Annotated in this window: 17 protein-coding genes, 1 tRNA gene and 1 riboswitch; of the genes, 8 read left to right on the top strand and 10 right to left on the bottom strand. The window is 68.9% G+C overall.

Annotated features, from left to right (window positions below; translation table 11 throughout):
- The 5 genes from serS to ACY5J6_RS05485 are packed head-to-tail and all read left to right on the top strand — an operon-like array spanning position 1 to position 5,578.
- Positions 1 to 1,266 (top strand): serine--tRNA ligase, encoded by a 1,266-nt coding sequence (gene serS, locus ACY5J6_RS05505; RefSeq protein ID WP_462846360.1) that lies wholly within the window; start codon positions 1 to 3, stop codon positions 1,264 to 1,266.
- Entirely contained in the window at positions 1,257 to 2,366 is a 1,110-nt protein-coding gene (gene menC, locus ACY5J6_RS05500) for an o-succinylbenzoate synthase (protein WP_462846359.1), read from the top strand. The genes serS and menC overlap by 10 nt, the downstream gene beginning before the upstream one ends.
- Entirely contained in the window at positions 2,339 to 3,121 is a 783-nt protein-coding gene (locus tag ACY5J6_RS05495; RefSeq protein WP_462846358.1) for a GNAT family N-acetyltransferase, read from the top strand. Before menC ends, ACY5J6_RS05495 begins: the two co-directional genes overlap by 28 nt.
- On the top strand, positions 3,102 to 4,211 hold the full coding sequence (locus ACY5J6_RS05490) for an amidohydrolase family protein (RefSeq protein WP_462846357.1): 1,110 nt from the start codon (positions 3,102 to 3,104) through the stop codon (positions 4,209 to 4,211). Before ACY5J6_RS05495 ends, ACY5J6_RS05490 begins: the two co-directional genes overlap by 20 nt.
- A complete protein-coding gene (locus ACY5J6_RS05485; protein ID WP_462846356.1) occupies positions 4,211 to 5,578 on the top strand; it encodes a chloride channel protein in 1,368 nt (455 codons plus the stop codon). The genes ACY5J6_RS05490 and ACY5J6_RS05485 overlap by 1 nt, the downstream gene beginning before the upstream one ends.
- Here the strand turns inward: ACY5J6_RS05485 and ACY5J6_RS05480 are convergent.
- On the bottom strand, positions 5,466 to 6,119 hold the full coding sequence (locus ACY5J6_RS05480; RefSeq protein ID WP_462846499.1) for a PIG-L deacetylase family protein: 654 nt from the start codon (positions 6,117 to 6,119) through the stop codon (positions 5,466 to 5,468). The genes ACY5J6_RS05485 and ACY5J6_RS05480 overlap by 113 nt on opposite strands.
- Positions 6,120 to 6,187: 68 nt before the next feature.
- On the opposite strand from ACY5J6_RS05480, the gene aroH reads away from it, so the two are divergent.
- Positions 6,188 to 6,556 (top strand): chorismate mutase, encoded by a 369-nt coding sequence (aroH, locus tag ACY5J6_RS05475; RefSeq protein WP_054638443.1) that lies wholly within the window; start codon positions 6,188 to 6,190, stop codon positions 6,554 to 6,556.
- A gap of 103 nt (positions 6,557 to 6,659) precedes the next feature.
- Here the strand turns inward: aroH and ACY5J6_RS05470 are convergent, their stop codons facing one another.
- The 5 genes from ACY5J6_RS05470 to ACY5J6_RS05450 all read right to left on the bottom strand — a co-directional run bounded on the left by ACY5J6_RS05470 (position 6,660) and on the right by ACY5J6_RS05450 (position 10,893).
- On the bottom strand, positions 6,660 to 8,252 hold the full coding sequence (locus ACY5J6_RS05470) for an aldehyde dehydrogenase family protein (RefSeq protein ID WP_462846355.1): 1,593 nt from the start codon (positions 8,250 to 8,252) through the stop codon (positions 6,660 to 6,662).
- Positions 8,253 to 8,291: 39 nt separating this feature from the next.
- Complete coding sequence (gene coaD / locus ACY5J6_RS05465; RefSeq protein ID WP_054638442.1) at positions 8,292 to 8,771, bottom strand: pantetheine-phosphate adenylyltransferase; 480 nt, start codon at positions 8,769 to 8,771, stop codon at positions 8,292 to 8,294.
- Positions 8,772 to 9,287, bottom strand: coding sequence for an RsmD family RNA methyltransferase (locus ACY5J6_RS05460; RefSeq protein ID WP_462846354.1), 516 nt, complete (start codon positions 9,285 to 9,287; stop codon positions 8,772 to 8,774). It lies immediately after the preceding gene.
- Between the two features lie 10 nt (positions 9,288 to 9,297).
- Positions 9,298 to 10,776, bottom strand: a complete 1,479-nt coding sequence (locus ACY5J6_RS05455) for a Na/Pi cotransporter family protein (RefSeq protein ID WP_462846353.1) — start codon at positions 10,774 to 10,776, stop codon at positions 9,298 to 9,300.
- A gap of 40 nt (positions 10,777 to 10,816) precedes the next feature.
- A tRNA-Pro gene (locus ACY5J6_RS05450) sits at positions 10,817 to 10,893 on the bottom strand.
- A 115-nt stretch (positions 10,894 to 11,008) separates the two neighbouring features.
- Positions 11,009 to 11,145: riboswitch (SAM riboswitch) on the top strand.
- A gap of 121 nt (positions 11,146 to 11,266) precedes the next feature.
- Between ACY5J6_RS05450 and ACY5J6_RS05445 the strand changes: the two genes are divergently transcribed.
- Positions 11,267 to 12,532, top strand: coding sequence for an O-acetylhomoserine aminocarboxypropyltransferase/cysteine synthase family protein (locus ACY5J6_RS05445; RefSeq protein WP_462846352.1), 1,266 nt, complete (start codon positions 11,267 to 11,269; stop codon positions 12,530 to 12,532).
- On the top strand, positions 12,529 to 13,671 hold the full coding sequence (gene metX, locus ACY5J6_RS05440; RefSeq protein WP_462846351.1) for a homoserine O-acetyltransferase MetX: 1,143 nt from the start codon (positions 12,529 to 12,531) through the stop codon (positions 13,669 to 13,671). The genes ACY5J6_RS05445 and metX overlap by 4 nt, the downstream gene beginning before the upstream one ends.
- Positions 13,672 to 13,750: 79 nt before the next feature.
- Here metX and mnmE read toward each other — a convergent pair whose 3' ends face one another.
- From mnmE to hemL, 4 genes are read right to left on the bottom strand one after another with little or no spacing between them, the layout of a single operon-like run.
- Positions 13,751 to 15,049 (bottom strand): tRNA uridine-5-carboxymethylaminomethyl(34) synthesis GTPase MnmE, encoded by a 1,299-nt coding sequence (gene mnmE / locus ACY5J6_RS05435; protein WP_462846350.1) that lies wholly within the window; start codon positions 15,047 to 15,049, stop codon positions 13,751 to 13,753.
- On the bottom strand, positions 15,046 to 15,252 hold the full coding sequence (locus tag ACY5J6_RS05430) for a hypothetical protein (protein WP_347241609.1): 207 nt from the start codon (positions 15,250 to 15,252) through the stop codon (positions 15,046 to 15,048). The genes mnmE and ACY5J6_RS05430 overlap by 4 nt, the downstream gene beginning before the upstream one ends.
- Complete coding sequence (locus ACY5J6_RS05425) at positions 15,242 to 15,493, bottom strand: type II toxin-antitoxin system HicA family toxin (RefSeq protein WP_462846349.1); 252 nt, start codon at positions 15,491 to 15,493, stop codon at positions 15,242 to 15,244. Before ACY5J6_RS05425 ends, ACY5J6_RS05430 begins: the two co-directional genes overlap by 11 nt.
- Positions 15,493 to 16,767: a glutamate-1-semialdehyde 2,1-aminomutase gene (gene hemL / locus ACY5J6_RS05420; RefSeq protein WP_462846348.1), complete on the bottom strand. Its 1,275-nt coding sequence runs from the start codon at positions 16,765 to 16,767 to the stop codon at positions 15,493 to 15,495. Before hemL ends, ACY5J6_RS05425 begins: the two co-directional genes overlap by 1 nt.
- Positions 16,768 to 16,785 lie beyond the last annotated feature (18 nt).

The raw sequence follows: 16,785 nt of genomic DNA, 5'->3' as shown, positions 1-16,785 counted from the left end.
ATGGTGGACCTGAAAGCCCTCCGGCAAAACCCCGAAGTCTACCAGGAGGCCATCCGCCTGAAGGGGGTGGACCTGGACCTAAAGGCCCTCCTCCTCCTGGACCGGGAGGTCCAGGACTTGAAGAAGCGCCTCCAGGAGGTCCAGACGGAGCGCAACCAGGTGGCCAAGCGGGTCCCCAAGGCCCCCCCGGAGGAGAAGGAGGCCCTCATCGCCCGGGGGAAGGCCCTTGGGGAGGAAGCGAAACGCCTGGAGGAGGCCCTGAGGGAAAAGGAGGCCCGGCTTCAGGACCTGCTCCTCCAGGTCCCCCTTCCCCCCTGGCCCGGGGCGCCCGTGGGGGGCGAGGAGGCGAACCGGGAGATCAAGCGGGTGGGCGACCCGCCCGCTTTCCCCTTCCCTCCTTTGGACCACGTGGCCCTCATGGAGAAGAACGGCTGGTGGGAGCCCAGGATCAGCCAGGTATCGGGAAGCCGCTCCTACGCCCTAAGAGGGGACCTGGCCCTTTACGAGCTATCCCTCCTCCGCTTCGCCATGGACTTCATGGCGAAAAGGGGCTTTCTCCCCCTGACCCTCCCCTCCTACGCCCGGGAGAAGGCCTTCGTGGGCACCGGCCACTTCCCCGCCGCCCGGGACCAGGTCTGGGCCATCGCCGAAACCGACCTCTACCTCACGGGCACCGCCGAGGTGGTCTTGAACGCCCTCCACTCCGGGGAGATCCTCCCCCATGAGGCCCTTCCCCTACGCTACGCCGGCTACGCCCCGGCCTTCCGCTCGGAGGCGGGAAGCTTTGGCAAGGACGTGCGGGGGCTTCTTAGGGTCCACCAGTTCCACAAGGTGGAGCAGTACGTCCTCACCGAGGCAAGCCTTCAGGCCTCCGACCGGGCCTTCCAGGAACTTCTGGAAAACGCCGAGGAGATCCTGCGGCTTCTGGAACTCCCCTACCGCCTCGTGGAGGTGGCCACGGGGGACATGGGCCCGGGGAAGTGGCGGCAGGTGGACCTCGAGGTCTACCTGCCCTCGGAGGGGCGCTACCGGGAGACCCACTCCTGCTCGGCCCTTCTGGACTGGCAGGCCAGGCGGGCGGACCTCCGCTACCGCGACCCCGAAGGCCGGGTGCGCTACGCCTACACCCTGAACAACACCGCCCTCGCCACCCCCAGGATCCTCGCCATGCTCCTGGAAAACCACCAGCTCCCGGACGGCCGGGTGCGGGTCCCCGAGGCCCTTATCCCCTACATGGGCAAGGAGGTGCTGGAACCGTGCGGATAGAGGCGGCGGAGTTAAGGGTTTTGGAGCTTCCCCTGAAGTTCCGCTTTGAGACGAGCTTCGGGGTGCAGACCAAGAGGACCATCCTCCTCCTGAGGCTCTTCGGGGAAGGCCTGGAGGGCCTGGGGGAAGGGGTGATGGAGCGCCTTCCCCTCTACCGGGAAGAAACCGTGGAAGGCGCCCGGTACCTCCTCCAGGAGGTCTTCCTGCCCAGGGTCCTGGGGCGGGACCTCCCCAACCCCGAGGCCCTCAGGGAGGCCCTCTCCCCCTTCCGGGGCAACCCCATGGCCAAGGCCCTCTTAGAGATGGCCTTCTTTGACCTCTGGGCCAAGGCCTTGGGGAAACCCCTCTGGCAGGTCCTGGGCGGGGTGAGAAGGGCGGTGGAGGTGGGGGTCTCCCTAGGCATCCAGCCCTCGGTGGAGGACACGCTAAGGGCGGTGGAGAGGCACCTCGAGGAGGGGTACCGCCGCATCAAGCTCAAGATCAAGCCGGGCTGGGACTACGAGGTCCTGAAGGCGGTGCGAGAGGCCTTCCCCGAGGCCACCCTCACCGCCGACGCCAACAGCGCCTACCGCCTCGCCGACCTCGCCCGGCTCAAGCGCCTGGACGAGCTCCGGCTGGACTACATAGAGCAGCCCCTGGCCTACGACGACCTCCTGGACCACGCCAAGCTCCAAAGGGAACTCTCCACCCCCATCTGCCTGGACGAGAGCCTCACTTCCGCGGAGAAGGCGAGGAAGGCCATTGAGCTTGGGGCGGGCCGGGTCTTCAACGTCAAGCCCGCCCGCCTTGGCGGCCACGGGGAAAGCCTCCGGGTGCACGCCCTGGCCCAAAGCGCCGGGATCCCCCTCTGGATGGGGGGGATGCTGGAGGCGGGGGTGGGGAGGGCCCACAACCTCCACCTGGCCACCCTTCCCGGCTTCACCAAGCCCGGGGACGTGAGCTCGGCGAGCCGCTACTGGGAGGAGGACATCGTGGAGGAGGCCCTCGAGGCCAAGGACGGCCTCATGCCCGTGCCGGAAGGAGTGGGCATCGGGGTCCACCTGAAGCTTGCCTTCGTGGAGCGGGTCACGCTATGGCAGAGGTACATGTCCGCGAGCTGAGGGGCTGGGAAGAGATGGAGGCGGTGGTGGCCCTCCAGCGGGAGGTCTGGGGGCGCTCGGAAAGCGACCTGGTGCCCAGGGGCCTCCTCATCGCCGTCCAGGACGAGGGGGGGCTCGTGGCCGGGGCCTTCGCGGAGGGGAGGATGGTGGGCTTCGTCTTCGGCTTCCCCACCAAGGACCCCGCCCTCCACCACTCCCACATGCTGGGCGTCCTGGAGGCCTACAGGGGCACGGGGGCGGCCCTCCTCCTCAAGCGCTTCCAAAGGGACTGGTGCTTGAGCCACGGGGTGCGCAAGGTGGTCTGGACCTTTGACCCCATGCGGGGGGTGAACGCCAACTTCAACCTGCGGAAGCTCGGGGCCACGGCCAGGACCTACCTCCCCGACCACTACGGCCCCATGTCCGGCATCAACGCCGGGGCCCCCTCGGACCGGCTCCTCGCCGAGTGGGACCTCCTCTCCGAACGGGTCTACGCCCGGCTCTACGCCCCCCCGCCCGAGCCCGAGGCGGCGGGCCTCCCCCAGGTGAACCGGGTGGAGGGGGAGGTGCCCCTCGAGGCGAGGCTGGACCTCGAGGCCGAGAGGCTCCTCTTCCAGATCCCCGAGGACTGGGGAAGGATCCTCCGGGAAGACCCCGCCCTCGCCCTAAAGTGGCGGGAGCACAGCCGCCTGGTCCTCCCCCACTACTTCGCCCGGGGCTTTCGCCTGGTGGACTTCCTCCGCCACCCCAACCGGTATGTCCTGGCTAAGGACTGAGCTCTGGACCGCCGAGGTGGTCTACACCGGCTTCGGCACCCCCATGCTCCGGGGGGCCTTGGCGGTGCAGGGAGGATTCGTGGTGGGCCAGGGGAGCCTGGAGGAGCTAAGGGCCCGCTTTCCCCAGGCGGAGGTGGTCCACAAGGGCCTTGCCCTCCTCCCGCCCCCGGTGAACGCCCACACCCACCTGGACCTCTCCCTCCTCCCCCTCTACCAGGGGCCCTTCGCGGGCTTTTTGTCCCACGTGGTGGCCCACCGGGAAAGGCGGGGCCTCGAGGGGGCGAGAAGGGGCCTGGAGGAGCTCTTGGCCTCGGGAACAGGGGCCTTCGCCGACATCGTCTTCAAGGACGAGGTGATGGACTTTCTCCTCGAGGAAAGCCCCCTCCCCGGGGTGGCCTTCTACGAGGTCTTCGCCCCGGAGCCTTCCCTGGCGGAGGAGGTCTTCCAGGCGGTGCGGCGGAAGGTGGAGGCCTGGCGGAGGCGGGAGGGCAGGGTGAAGGTGGGCCTCTCCCCCCACGCCCCCTACTCCGTGAGCCCCCCCCTTCTCAAGCGGCTTGCCGGGTGGGCCAAGGCCGAGGGAATCCCCCTCATGGTCCACGCGGCGGAAAGCCTCGAGGAGGTGGCCTTTCTCCGGGAGGGAAGGGGTCCCTTGGCGGCCCTTTACCGCCGCTTCGCCAAGACCCCCTGGACCCCCCCGGGCACCACCCCCCTTCGCCACCTCCACGCCCTGGGGGTCCTGGGACCCACCACCCTCCTCGTCCACGGGGTCCAGGTGGACGAGGAGGAGGTGAGGCTTCTGGCGGAAACGGGGACCAAGGTGGTCCTCTGCCCCCGGTCCAATCGGAACCTGGAGGTGGGGGAGGCTCCCCTCGCCCTCTACGCCAAGCACGGGGTGGAACTCGCCCTGGGCACGGACTCCCGGGGCTCAAGCCCTGACCTGGACGTGAAGAACGAGGCCCGCTTCCTCTGGGGCCGGGCGGAGCCCCGCCTCCTGGTGCGGGCCCTTACCCGGGGGGGGTACCGGGCCTTGGGCCTTCCCACCCCCCGGCTCGCCCGGGGCACCCCCGTCTCTTTGGTACACTCCCTCTGATGCGGCCCCGCCCGCCCAACCCCTTCCCTACCCTCTGGGACGAGGGCATGCGCCACCTGGGACCCCTCATCCTCTACAGCGCCTTCACAGGGGCCCTGGCGGGGTTTGGGGTGGCCCTTCTCAACCTGGCCCTCCGGGCCTTGGGCCAGCCTCTAGGGCTGCTCTTTGGCTACCTGCCGCCGGAAGCCCCCGGGGAAGGGGGGCTTCTGCAGGCCTTCACCGGGCCCGGCCTTTGGCCCCTGGCCTTCCTCCTTCCCCCCCTCTTCGCCCTGACCAGTCTCCTGGGCACCGGCCAGGGGCTTTCCGCCCTCCTCCTTCTGGCCCGGGAAGGGCGGCAAGCCCCCAGGCTCGCCCACCCCCGGGCGGTCCTGGGAGGGGTGCTGCAGCTCGCCCTCTATTCCCCCCTCGGGCGGGAGGGGCCCTTCGGCGTCCTCGGCCTCTGGCTGGGGAGCGCCCTGGACCGCCGCTTCCCCCGGGTGGGCGGGGGGCTGGCCTTTGCCGGGCTGGCCGCCGGGCTAGGGGCCGCCTTCCACGCCCCCGTGGCGGGGGCCCTTCTGGCCACGGAGATCCTCTACCGCAGCCTCCTCCTGGAGGCCCGGGCCCTCACCCCGGCCCTCATCGGAGCCCTTTCCGGGTTCGCCGTGTACGGGGCCTTCTTCGGCTACGTCCCCCTTCTCCCCTTCCGGGTGGAGGTGGGCCTCGAGGCCCTGCCCGCAGGCGTGCTCACCGGCCTCCTGGCGGCCCTCCTCGCCGCCTCCTTGACGGAGGGAAGCCGCCTCTTGGAAAAGTGGCTCAAACCCCTGGCTTTTCCCCTCAGGCATGGGCTTCTCGGTCTCGCCCTGGGCCTAAGCCTCCTCCTCCTGCCCGAGGCCCTGGGCACGGGCCTCGGCTGGGTGGCAGTGGCCACCACCCCTCTCTTCTCCTCCCCGGCCCTCCTCTACCTCCTCTGGGCCAAGCTTCTCCTCCTCCTCTTGGCCCAAGGGGCGCGGGCCTACGGAGGGCCCTACACCCCGGCCCTGGTCCTGGGAGGGCTTTTGGGGGCCTTCCTGGCCCGCCTCTCGGGGCCTTTGGCCCTACCCCCGGAAGCCCTGGCCTTGGCCGGAGGAAGCGCGGTTCTGGCCGGGGTGGCCCGGGCTCCCTTCGCCGCCACGGTGCTGGCCGCCGAGTGGGGGGGGTACGCCACCCTGCCCCTGGTCCTGCCCGCCGTCCTCCTGGCCTACGCCCTAAGCCCCTCCCACCCCGGGACGGAGGGCCTCAAGGAAGCCCTGGCCACGCCGGAGGCGAATCCGTCTGGAACGCCTCCGCAAAGGGAACCCCCGCCTCTTGCCCAAGAAGGCGGCGCCGAGCCCGGAAGTCCTCGAGGCTGAAGGACCACCGGTAAAACGCTCGGTAAAAGCCAAACACCGCCTCCGCCACCTCCATCGTCTCCTGGACGTTCACGTAGACCCAAGGCCGAAGGAGCTCCCGCCTGGGGTAGTGGTAGAGGCGAAGGGGCTTTCTGTGGGCTTCCCCCACCAGCTTGGGGATCCGGCAGAGCTTCATGGCGGAGAGGACCGCCCGGTGGGTGGCCCGGTGGTCGGGGTGGACGTCCAGGGGGTCCCAGGTGATCACCGCATCGGGCCGGAACTCGGCCATGAGCCGGGCCAGGGCCAGGGCCTCCTCCCGCCCGCCGGTGAGGAAGGTGTCTTGGAAGGGAAGAAAACGGTGCTCGGCCCCGATGAGGCCCGCCACGTGGGCCCCATGCTCCTCCCGCACCCGGGCCACCTCCAGAGGGGAGGCCTCGCCGAACTGGCTGGCAAACTCCCCCTTTGTCATCCAGACCAGCAGCACCCGGTCCCCCTTGCGGGCGTGCAAGGCCAGGGTGCCCGCGGCGCCGATCTCGTCGTCGGGGTGGGCGAAGACCGCCATCAGGTTCATGCCGTCAAGTCTACCCAACTTGCTCCCCGAGGGAGAACCCTTTAGGATAGGGCCTAACCATGGTTCGCGGCATTCGCGGCGCCATCACGGTAGAGGAGGACACGCCGGAGGCCATTCACCAGGCCACCCGGGAGCTTCTCTTGAGGATGTTGGAGGCCAATGGCATCCAAAGCTACGAGGAGCTCGCCGCCGTCATCTTCACCGTGACCGAGGACCTCACCTCCGCCTTCCCCGCCGAGGCCGCAAGGCAAATCGGCATGCACCGGGTCCCCCTCCTCTCCGCCCGGGAGGTGCCGGTGCCGGGGAGCCTCCCCCGGGTCATCCGCGTCCTCGCCCTCTGGAACACCGACACCTCCCAGGACCGGGTGCGCCACGTCTACCTGAGGGAGGCGGTGCGGTTAAGGCCGGACCTGGAAAGCGCGCAATAATACCACCCCATGCTGGCCCAAGCCAGCATGGGGGCCCCGGCCAAAAAGGCCCGAAGGGCTTTTGTACTTGGGCTTGGGCGAAGGATTCACGCCAAAAGAGGCATTAAAACCCCAGGACCTCGGCCCAAGGCGTGGGCGCCTTGGGGGTCACGTAGCCCGTGTCCATCTGGGCAAGCTGGAGGCGGCCCGAGTACTCCTCGTTCACCGCATGCCAGTAGGTGTACTCCTCGATCACCCAGATCCCCGACTCCCGGGCCCCGTTGCCGCTGGCCTTCACCCCGCCGAAGGGCAGGTGGGCCTCCGCCCCCACGGTGGTGTTGTTGACGCTGGTCATCCCGGCGCGGATGCCCACCTTGAAGAGGTAGGCCCAGTGGCGGTGGTGGGTGTAGATGGCGCTGGAAAGGCCGTAAGGGGTGCTGTTGGCCACCTCTATGGCCTCCTCTATCCCGTCCACCTTCACCAGGTTGATGGTGGGGCCGAAGATCTCCTCCTGGAACTGGCGCATGCCGGGCCGGGCCTCCCAGACCGTGGGCCAGCCATATAGCCCCGCCTCGGGGTCGCCCAGGAAATGGGGGTAAGGGTTCTCCCGGCCGATGCGCCCCCGGCCCAGAAGCAAGGTGGCCCCGTCCTCCTTCCCCCAGGCGTAATGCTCTAGCCAGCGCTGGAAGAGCCTTTCGTTGATGAAGGGACCGTAGGTGACCTCGGGATGGAGGAGGGGGTTCCCTACCCGGGTGGCCTCCGCCCTCTCCAGGAAGCGGCGCTTGAACTCCTCGTAGATGGGGGCGTCCACCAGGATGTTCCCCGCCGAGGTGCACCGCTGCCCCCCGGTGGCAAAGGCGCTCCACCAGGCCCCCTCCACGGCGAGGTCCAGGTCGGCGTCCCGCATGACCACCAGGGGGTTCTTCCCGCCCAGCTCCAGGGTGGGCCGGATGAGGTTCCTCCCCGCCACCTCCCCGATCCAGCGGCCCACCTTGGTGGAACCGGTGAAGGCGAACTTGTTGAAAAGCCCCTCGTCCATGAGCTCCACCAGCCACTGCCCGGTGGAGTCCTTGCCCCCGCCGAAGACCAGGTTGATCACCCCAGGGGGAAGACCCGCCTCCTCAAAGAGCTTGACGAAGATGTAGGAGAGGGCCGGGGAGTCGTCGGAGGGCTTCCACACCACCGCGTTGCCGGTGAGCACGGCCGGGATGAGCTTCCAGCTGGGCACGGCGATGGGGAAGTTGCCGGCGGTGATCATCCCCACCACCCCGAGGGGCCTGCGGAAGGTGAAGAGCTCCTTATCCCGCATCTCGCTGGGCACGGTCTGGCCGTAGAGCCTCCGCCCCTCCGAGGCGAAGAAGATGGCGGTGTCTATGGCTTCCTGCACGTCCCCCGCGGCCTCCTTGAAGGTCTTCCCCACCTCCCGCACCATGAGGCGGGTGAGGGTGGGCTTCTCCCGCTCCAGGATCTTGGCCAGGTTGAAGAGGACCTGCCCCCGCACCGGGGCGGGGGTGCGGCTCCACTCGGCGAAGGCCTCCCGGGCCTTCAGGGCCGCCTTGCGCAGGGTGTCCTTGGTGCCCTCGGGAAAGCGGGCCACCAGGTCCTCGAGGTCCGAGGGGTTGCGGCGCTCCAGGGGCCTCCCCTCAAAGACCTCCTCGCCGCCGATGAGGTGGCCGAGCTCCAGGGCGTTGCCGTACTTGCTGGCAAAAGCCTTCATGACGACCTCCACCCGGGATTTTACCCCGGCCCTCCCCCATCAACCGAACTTGGCCTTGAGGGCCCTGAGGGTAGCAGGAGGCACCAGCTTGGACACGTCCCCCCCGTAGCGGGCGATCTCCTTGACCATGGTGCTGGAGACGAAAGAGTAGCGGGTGGCGGCCAGGATGAAGAGGGTTTCCAGTCCGGGAAGAAGCTGGCGGTTCAGGTGGGCCATCTGCAGCTCGTACTCGTAGTCGGAGACCGCCCGGAGGCCCTTGACGATGGCCTGGGCCCCCACCCGCTTGACGAAGTCCACCAGGAGGCCGGAAAAGGTGGCGGCCTCCACGTTCTTGAGGTGGGCCGTGGCCTCGCGGATGATCTGGAGGCGCTCCTCGGCGCTAAAGAGGTACTGGCCCCGCTTGTTGGGGTTTTCCAGAACGGCCACCGTGACCCGGTCAAAGAGGCGGCTCGCCCGCTGGATCACGTCCAGGTGGCCGTTGGTGAGGGGGTCAAAGCTTCCCGGATAGACCACGTGCATCTAGACCTCCACCAGGGTGAGGGCGTTTTCCCCGTAAACCCGGCGCTCCCCCAAGGGCAGGTAAAGCTCCTTGGGGTGCTGCAGGATGTAGAGCCCTCCCTTCTCCACCAGGCCGCTTTGCAAAAGGGCCTGGAAGGCGGCCACCAGGTCCATGGAGTACGGGGGGGCCATGAAGGCCACGGTGTAGCGCTCCCCCCTGGCCTGGGCCTCGGGAAGGAAGACCTCCACCGGCAGGGGAAGGATGCGCACGGGAAGGCCGGTACGGCGGGCGTTTTCCTTAAGGAGGGCGATGGCCTCGGGGTCCTTCTCCACCAGGGTGGTCTCAAAGCCCTCGCTGGCCGCCTCCAGCCCCACCGCCCCGCTCCCGGCGTAGAGGTCCAAAAACCGCCCCCGCCTCGGGTAACGGAGGCGGAGGTAGTCCAATAGGGCCTTCCGCAGGCGCACCGGGGAAGGGCGCGCCGAGGCGGGAACCTTCAAGGGCACGCCCTTGGCCTTGCCGCCTAGGATCCTCAGCACGCCTCTTAGCTTAAAGCTCCTGGACCAGCTGGGCCAGGCGGAGGAGGCCCTGGTCCAGGGTCTCCAGGGTAAGGAGGATGTCCAGATGGGCCAGGGTGCTGGCCCGGCTTTCCGTGAGGCCGGCCTCGAGGCGGTGCAGGTGGGCCCGCCTCAGGCTTTGGAAGTACTCCCGCAGGTCTTCCTTCAGCACCTCCTCGGCCAGGGCCTTTTCCCCGGTGGCCAGAGCCGCTCCCAAACGCTCCATCCGGGCGAGGAGGCGGCCCAGGGCCTGGAGGAGCTCCTCCTTGCCCTCCTGGCTGAAGCGGAGGCCCTGGCCCCAAAGCCTTTCCCCCTGGCGCACCACCCGGCGCACCAGGTCCCCCAGCTGTTCCAGCTCGCTGGCGGCCATGAAGAGCTTCACCGCCTTCTCCTCCCGGGTGCGGCTCGCGAGTTCCGAGGTGTAAAGCACCAACTCCCGGGTGAGGGCGTCCACCTTCTCCTCCAAGGCCTGCAAGGAGGCCTCACCCCCCTCCTCCTGCGCCAGGACCCGGATGGCCTGGACCAGCATCCCCCGCACGGCGTCCGCCACCCGGGCAAGCTCCCGCCGGGCCAGGGCCAGGGCCAGAAGGGGCGAGTCCAGCGCCTCCCAGCGCAGGTACTTGGGAACCACCTTGCGCCGAGGAAAAAGGCCCTCGGCCAAGGCGGCGTATACCCCGCTCAGGGGCCAGTAGAGAAGGGCATAGAGAAGGTGGCTAAAGAGGTGCCAAAGAAGGGCGTTCCCGGCCCCGTAGGCCGCCAGGGGTAGGAGGAGGAGGGAAAGGAGAAGGCGATGCACAAAGAGGGGAAGGGCAAGCCGGAGCGCCTCTTCCCGGCCCGCCAAAGCCGCCCAGAACAGGGTGGCGGTGGTGCCCACCCCGGCCCCCAGCACCAGGCCCACGGCCACCCCGGTACCCATCTGGCCCGAGAGAAGAAGGCCTAAGGCGGCCACCGCGTTGGCCGAGCCCAAAACCCCCCCTAGGAGGAGGCCCAGCCCGTAGGCGGCCAGGGGGGTGGCCACCCTTTCCCCCAGGGCTAGCCAGGGCTCCACCCCCGCCGCCATCTCCCCGAAACCCAGGAAGAGGAGGCCAAGGCCCAGGGCCAGGAAACCCGCCCTGCACCAGGCGGGCACCAGGTAAAGGACAAGGCCCAGGGCCAGAAAAACCTCCCGCACCCCTTCCTTGGCCAAGGCCAGAAGCCCCACCCACACCCCCGCCCCGGCGGTGGCCGCCAAGGAGAGGAGGGCCGCCTGGGCGTGGGCCAGCACCCCCACCTCCAGAAGGGCCAGGGCCAGAAGCCCAAGCCCCGAGCCGCTCCCCGAGAGGGCCCCCAGGAGAAGGCCGTAGGCCAGCGCCGCCGCGGGCGAACCCAAGACCCGGGCCAGGAGACGGCGGCGCCCCTTCCAGCCGGAAAGGGCCTCGGAGACCAGGTGGAGGCCCAGAAAGAAAAGGGCCAGGCCCGCAAGGAGGCGCACGGGGAAAGTATAACGAGAAGCCGGCCCGAAGGCCGGCCGGTGGTCGGGGAGACTGGATTTGAACCAGCGACCCCCTCGTCCCGAACGAGGTGCGCTACCGGGCTGCGCTACTCCCCGTAGCGGAGTCCAGTATAGGGGAGAAAGGCCCAAAGGTCAAAGGGGTTGACACCCTCCCGAGGTTTTCCTACACTAGCTCCTAACCGCGCCGGGGCGCGGCGAAAACCAGCCCGTTCTCTTATCCAGAGCGGTGGAGGGTACGGCCCTGTGAAACCGCGGCAACCTCCCGCCCCTTCCGTTCCATGGCCGGACGCGGGCGGGGCTGGTGCCAAGGCCGGCCCGGGCGGGGGAAACGCCCGGGGACGATAAGAGAGGGGGGTAAGCGCCACGCCCAACCCCTTCTTGGCGAGAGAACGGTCTTGCCGGGAAGGGGCTTTTTACGGCCCCTTCCAAGGCCAAGCGCCCCAGGGCGGGTCTTTGGAAAGGAGGCCGTATGCGTTTTGAGACCCTACAGCTCCACGCGGGCTACGAGCCCGAGCCCACCACCCTTAGCCGCCAGGTCCCCATCTACCCCACCACGAGCTACGTCTTCCAAAGCCCCGAGCACGCCGCCAACCTCTTCGCCCTCAAGGAGTTCGGGAACATCTACTCCCGCATCATGAACCCCACGGTGGAGGTGTTGGAGAAGCGCTTGGCGGCCCTGGAGGGGGGAAAGGCCGCCCTCGCCACCTCTAGCGGCCACGCCGCCCAGTTCCTGGCCCTCACCACCCTGGCCCAGGCGGGGGACAACCTCGTCTCCACCCCCAACCTCTACGGGGGCACCTTCAACCAGTTCAAGGTAACCCTAAAAAGGCTCGGCATAGAGGTGCGCTTCACCTCCCGCGAGGAGCGCCCCGAGGAGTTCCTGGCCCTCACCGACGAGAGGACCCAGGCCTGGTGGGTGGAGTCCATCGGGAACCCGGCCTTGAACATCCCCGACCTCGAGGCCCTGGCCCAGGCCGCCCGGGACAAGGGGGTGGCCCTCATCGTGGACAACACCTTCGGCATGGGGGGCTACCTCCTAAGGCCCCTGGAGTGGGGCGCCGCCTTGGTCACCCACTCCCTCACCAAGTGGGTGGGGGGGCACGGGGCGGTGATCGCCGGGGGCATCGTGGACGGGGGGAACTTCCCCTGGGATAACGGCCGCTACCCCTTGCTCACCGAGCCCCAGCCCGGCTACCACGGCCTAAGGCTCACCGAGGCCTTCGGGGAGCTGGCCTTCATCGTCAAGGCCCGGGTGGACGGCCTCCGCGACCAGGGGCAGGCCCTGGGGCCCTTCGAGGCCTGGGTGGTCCTCCTGGGCATGGAAACCCTCTCCTTGCGGGCCGAGCGCCACGTGGAAAACACCCTGCACCTCGCCCACTGGCTTCTGGAACGGCCCCAGGTGGCCTGGGTAAACTACCCCGGGCTGGAGGGCCATCCCCACTACGAAAGGGCCCAGAAGTACTTCAAGGGAAAGCCGGGTGCCGTCCTCACCTTCGGCCTAAAAGGCGGGTACGAGGCGGCCAAGCGCTTCATCTCCCGGCTCAAGCTCATCTCCCACCTGGCCAACGTGGGGGACACCCGCACCCTGGCCATCCACCCCGCCTCCACCACCCACTCCCAGCTCTCCCCCGAGGAGCAGGCCCAGGCCGGGGTCCTACCGGAGATGGTGCGGCTTAGCGTGGGCCTGGAGCACGTGGAGGACCTAAAAGCCGAGCTGGAGGAGGCCCTGGCATGAGCGAGATCGCCCTGGAGGCCTGGGGAGAGCACGAAGCCCTCCTCCTCAAGCCCCCCCGCTCCCCCCTCTCCATCCCCCCGCCCAAGCCCCGCACCGCCGTGCTCTTTCCCAGGCGGGAAGGCTTCTACACGGAGCTCGGCGGGTACCTCCCTGAGGTGCGCCTCCGCTTTGAGACCTACGGGGCCCTCTCCCGCAAGCGGGACAACGCCGTCCTGGTCTTCCACGCCCTCACGGGGAGCGCCCACCTGGCGGGGACCTACGACGAGGAGACCTTCAGAAGCCTCTCCCCCTTGGAACAAGCCTTCGGGCGGGAAGGGTGGTGGGATGGCCTGGTGGGGCCCGGGCGGATCCTGGACCCCGCCCTCTACTACGTGGTCAGCGCCAACCACCTGGGAAGCTGCTACGGCTCCACCGGCCCCCTCTCCCTAAACCCCCGCACGGGCCGCCCCTACGGGAAGGACTTCCCCCCCCTCACCCTCCGCGACCTGGCCCGGGCCCAGGCCAGGCTTCTGGACCACCTGGGGGTGGAGAAGGCCACCCTCATTGGGGGAAGCCTCGGGGGGATGGTGGCCCTGGAGTTCGCCCTCATGTACCCGGAAAGGGTGAGGAAACTCGTGGTCCTCGCCGCCCCCGCCCGGCACGGCCCCTGGGCCCGGGCCTTCAACCACCTGGCCCGCCAGGCCATCCTGCAAGATCCCGAGTACCAAAGGGGCAACCCCGCCCCCAAGGGCCTGGCCCTGGCCCGGGGGATCGCCATGATGAGCTACCGGGCCCCCGAGGGGTTTGAGGCCCGCTGGGGCGCGGAGCCCGAGCTTGGGGAAACCTACCTGGACTACCAGGGGGAGAAGTTCCTCCGGCGCTTCCACGCCGAAAGCTACCTCGTCCTCTCCCGGGCCATGGACACCCACGACGTGGGCCGGGGCCGGGGGGGGGTGGAGGAGGCCCTGAAGCGCCTAAGGTCCATCCCCACCCTCTTCGTGGGGATCGACACCGACCTCCTCTACCCCGCCTGGGAGGTGCGGCAGGCGGCCAAAATGGCGGGGGCCCGCTACCGGGAAATCAAGAGCCCCCACGGGCACGACGCCTTCCTCATAGAGACCGACCAGGTGGAGGAGATCCTGGAGGGCTTCCTCCCCTAATACCCCTTTGGCGTGAATCCTTCGCCCAAGCGCGTGGTGCCGGGGCCCCCATGCCAGCGCAAGCCAGCAGGGGATGGCATTACTTCCCCACGCAGAAGTTCCGGAATACCCGGGCCACCACCTCCTCCGCCACCTCCTTGCCCGTGAGGAGGGCGAGGGCTTTGGCCGCCTCCTCCACGGCCAGGCCCATGAGGTCCTCGGGGAGGGAGAGGGCCTCCTCCAGGCGCTCCTTGGCCCGGAGGAGGGCCTCCACCTGGCGCTCGGTGAGGAGCACCTCTCCGCCTTCCCTCCCCAAAAGGGCCTCCTTCAGGGCCTCCTTGAGGCGGTCTAAGCCCTCCCCCGTGAGGCTGGAGACGGGGAGGAACTCCGGGTCCTCCCAGGCCGGGGGGAGGTCGCTCTTGGTGGCCACCTTCAGGGTCCTCTCCCAGGGTAAGGGGGGCGGGGCGGGCTTGGGCAGGGAGCGGTCCACCACGTAGAGGACCAGGTCGGCTTCCTCGGCGATCCTTAGGGCCCTCTCCACCCCCATCCTTTCCAGGGGGTCCTCCGTCTCCCGCACCCCGGCGGTGTCCACGGCCACCAGGGGGATGCCGAAAAGCTCCAGGGGGGCCTCGAGGTAGTCCCGGGTGGTGCCGGGGATGGGGGAAACGAGGGCCCGCTCGTAGCCCAAGAGGGCATTTAGAAGGGAGCTTTTCCCGGCGTTCGGGGCCCCGATGAGGGCAAGCCGCGCCCCTTTCTGCGCCAGGCGGGAGGCCCGGGCCTGGGCGAGGAGGGCCTCCACCTCGGCGAGGACCTCCCTCAGGGTCCTTTCCGCCTCCAGGGGCTCCACCCCTTCCTCCGGGTAGTCCAAAAGGGCCTGGACGTGGGCGAGGAGGTCCAAAAGCCGCCCCTCGAGCCCGGCGATCCTCCGGGAGAGCGCCCCCTCCAGCGCCCTCAGGGCCTGCCTTCTCGCAAGCTCCCCTTCCGCCTCAACGAGGGCCAAGACGGCCTCCGCCTGGGCCAGGTCCAGCTTGCCGTTCAGGTAGGCGCGAAAGGTGAACTCCCCGCGCCCGGCGGGCCTTACCCCTTCCGCCACCAGGACCTCCATCACCCGGCGGAGCACCGCCAAAGAGCCGTGGGTCTGGAACTCCACCAGGTCCTCTCCCGTGTAGGAGCGGGGAGCGCGGAAGACGAGGAGGAGGGCCTGGTCAATGGCCTCCCCTGTCCTGGGGTCCACCACCTCGCCCAGGGTGAAGCGCCCGCCCCCAAGGCGCCTCGGGTCCTTGCCCCGCCAGACCCTTGCGGCGATCTCCAAGGCGCCCTCCCCCGAAAGGCGCACCACCCCCACCGCCCCCTTCCCGGGCGGGGTGGCGATGGCGCAGATGGGGTCCTTGAGGTTCACGCCACGTCCACCTGGACCTCTTCCCGGATCACCTTCAAGGGCCGGCCCAGGTGCTCCTCCAAAAAAGCAAGCGCGTCCTGAAGGGCTTCTTCCGGGGTGAACCCGTACCCTTGAAGCTCCGGATAGTCCAAAAGCCGGGCCACGTAGGGCTCGTGCTCGCCCTCCAGCTCGGGATGGTACTCCACCAACACCTTAAGCCTCATCCTCAAGCCTCCCAATGGCCCTGAGCAAAACCTTTACGGCCTCGGGGTGAACGGGCTTGCTTCGCGGATGAGGTTCGTGGACGCTGACCACTAACCCGGTGGGATGCACAAACCTCCTCCTGCTACCCTTGCCCACGTGCAGGGAGAAGCCGTAAGCCTCGGCCAGGCGCAGGAAGTCTTCCCAGGAACACCTGGCGACCCGGGCGCGGACCCTGGCGAGAAGCTCCTCTCTCCCGCCCATTATAGGGCATCCTCTAGAGCCTCCAGGGTCCTTTCCACGTCCTCCTCCTTATGGGCCACGGAGAGGAAGGCCGCCTCAAAGTTGGAGGGGGGCCAATAAATGCCCCGGTCCAGGAGGCCGTGGAAGAAGCGCTTGAAGAGCTCCGTGTCCGTGCGCTTGGCGTCCTGGAAGGTGACCACGGGGCCCTCCGTGAAGAAGACGGTGATCATGGAGCCCACCCGGTTCACCGCGTGGGGGAGACCCTTCTCCCAGAGGACCTCCTTTAGGCCCCTTTCCAGCCTGGCTCCCAGGGCCTCTAGGTAGGTGTAATAGCCGGGGTTCTCCTCCAGGACCTCGAGGGTGGCAAGCCCTGCGGCCATGGCCAAGGGGTTCCCGGAAAGCGTCCCCGCCTGGTAAACGGGGCCCAGGGGGGCCACCTGCTCCATGACCTCCCGCCTCCCGGCGTAGGCCGCGGCGGGAAGCCCCCCGCCCAGGACCTTCCCCAGGGTGACGAGGTCGGGCTTGAGGCCGAGAAGCTCCGTGGCCCCCCCAAAGGCCAGGCGGAAGCCCGTCATCACCTCGTCGGCGATGAGGAGGACGCCGAACTCCCGGGCCTCGTGGAGGGCCTTTAGGAAGTCCTCCGTGGGGACCAGGACCCCGGCGTTCCCCACCACGGGCTCAAAGATGATGGCGGCGATCTCCTCCCCCCGCCGCTTCAGCACCTCCCGCAGGCCCTCGGGGTCGTTGTACTCCAGGACCAGGGTGAGCCTGGCGTACTCCTCGGGCACCCCGGCGGAGGAGGGGACGCCCAGGGTGAGGGCCCCTGAGCCTGCCTCCACCAGAAGGCCGTCCGCGTGGCCGTGGTAGTTCCCCCGGAACTTGACGATGTAGGGCCTATGGGTGTACCCCCGGGCAAGGCGGAGAGCCGACATGGTGGCCTCGGTCCCCGAGTTCACGAAGCGCACCAGGTCCGCGAAGGGGTAGGCCCGCTTGACCTTCTTCGCCAGGGCCACCTCCAGGGGGCTTGGCGCCCCGAAGGTGAGGCCCCTTTCCAGGGTCTCCCGCACCCGGGCGAGGACCCTGGGATGGGCGTGGCCCAGGATCAAAGGCCCCCAGCTCATCACGTAGTCCAGGTAGCGGTTCCCATCCACGTCCCAGACGTAGGCCCCCTCGCCCCGCACCAGGAAGGGCGGGGTGCCGCCCACGGCCTTGAAGGCCCTGACGGGGCTACTCACCCCGCCCGGGATGTGCCGCTTGGCCTCCTGAAAGTAAGCCTCGGAGATGGGCCGCTCCATGCCCCCCACTCTAGCGGC

Source organism: Thermus sp. H19.2, from assembly GCF_054979525.1.
This window is presented reverse-complemented; position numbering and strand designations above follow the sequence as displayed.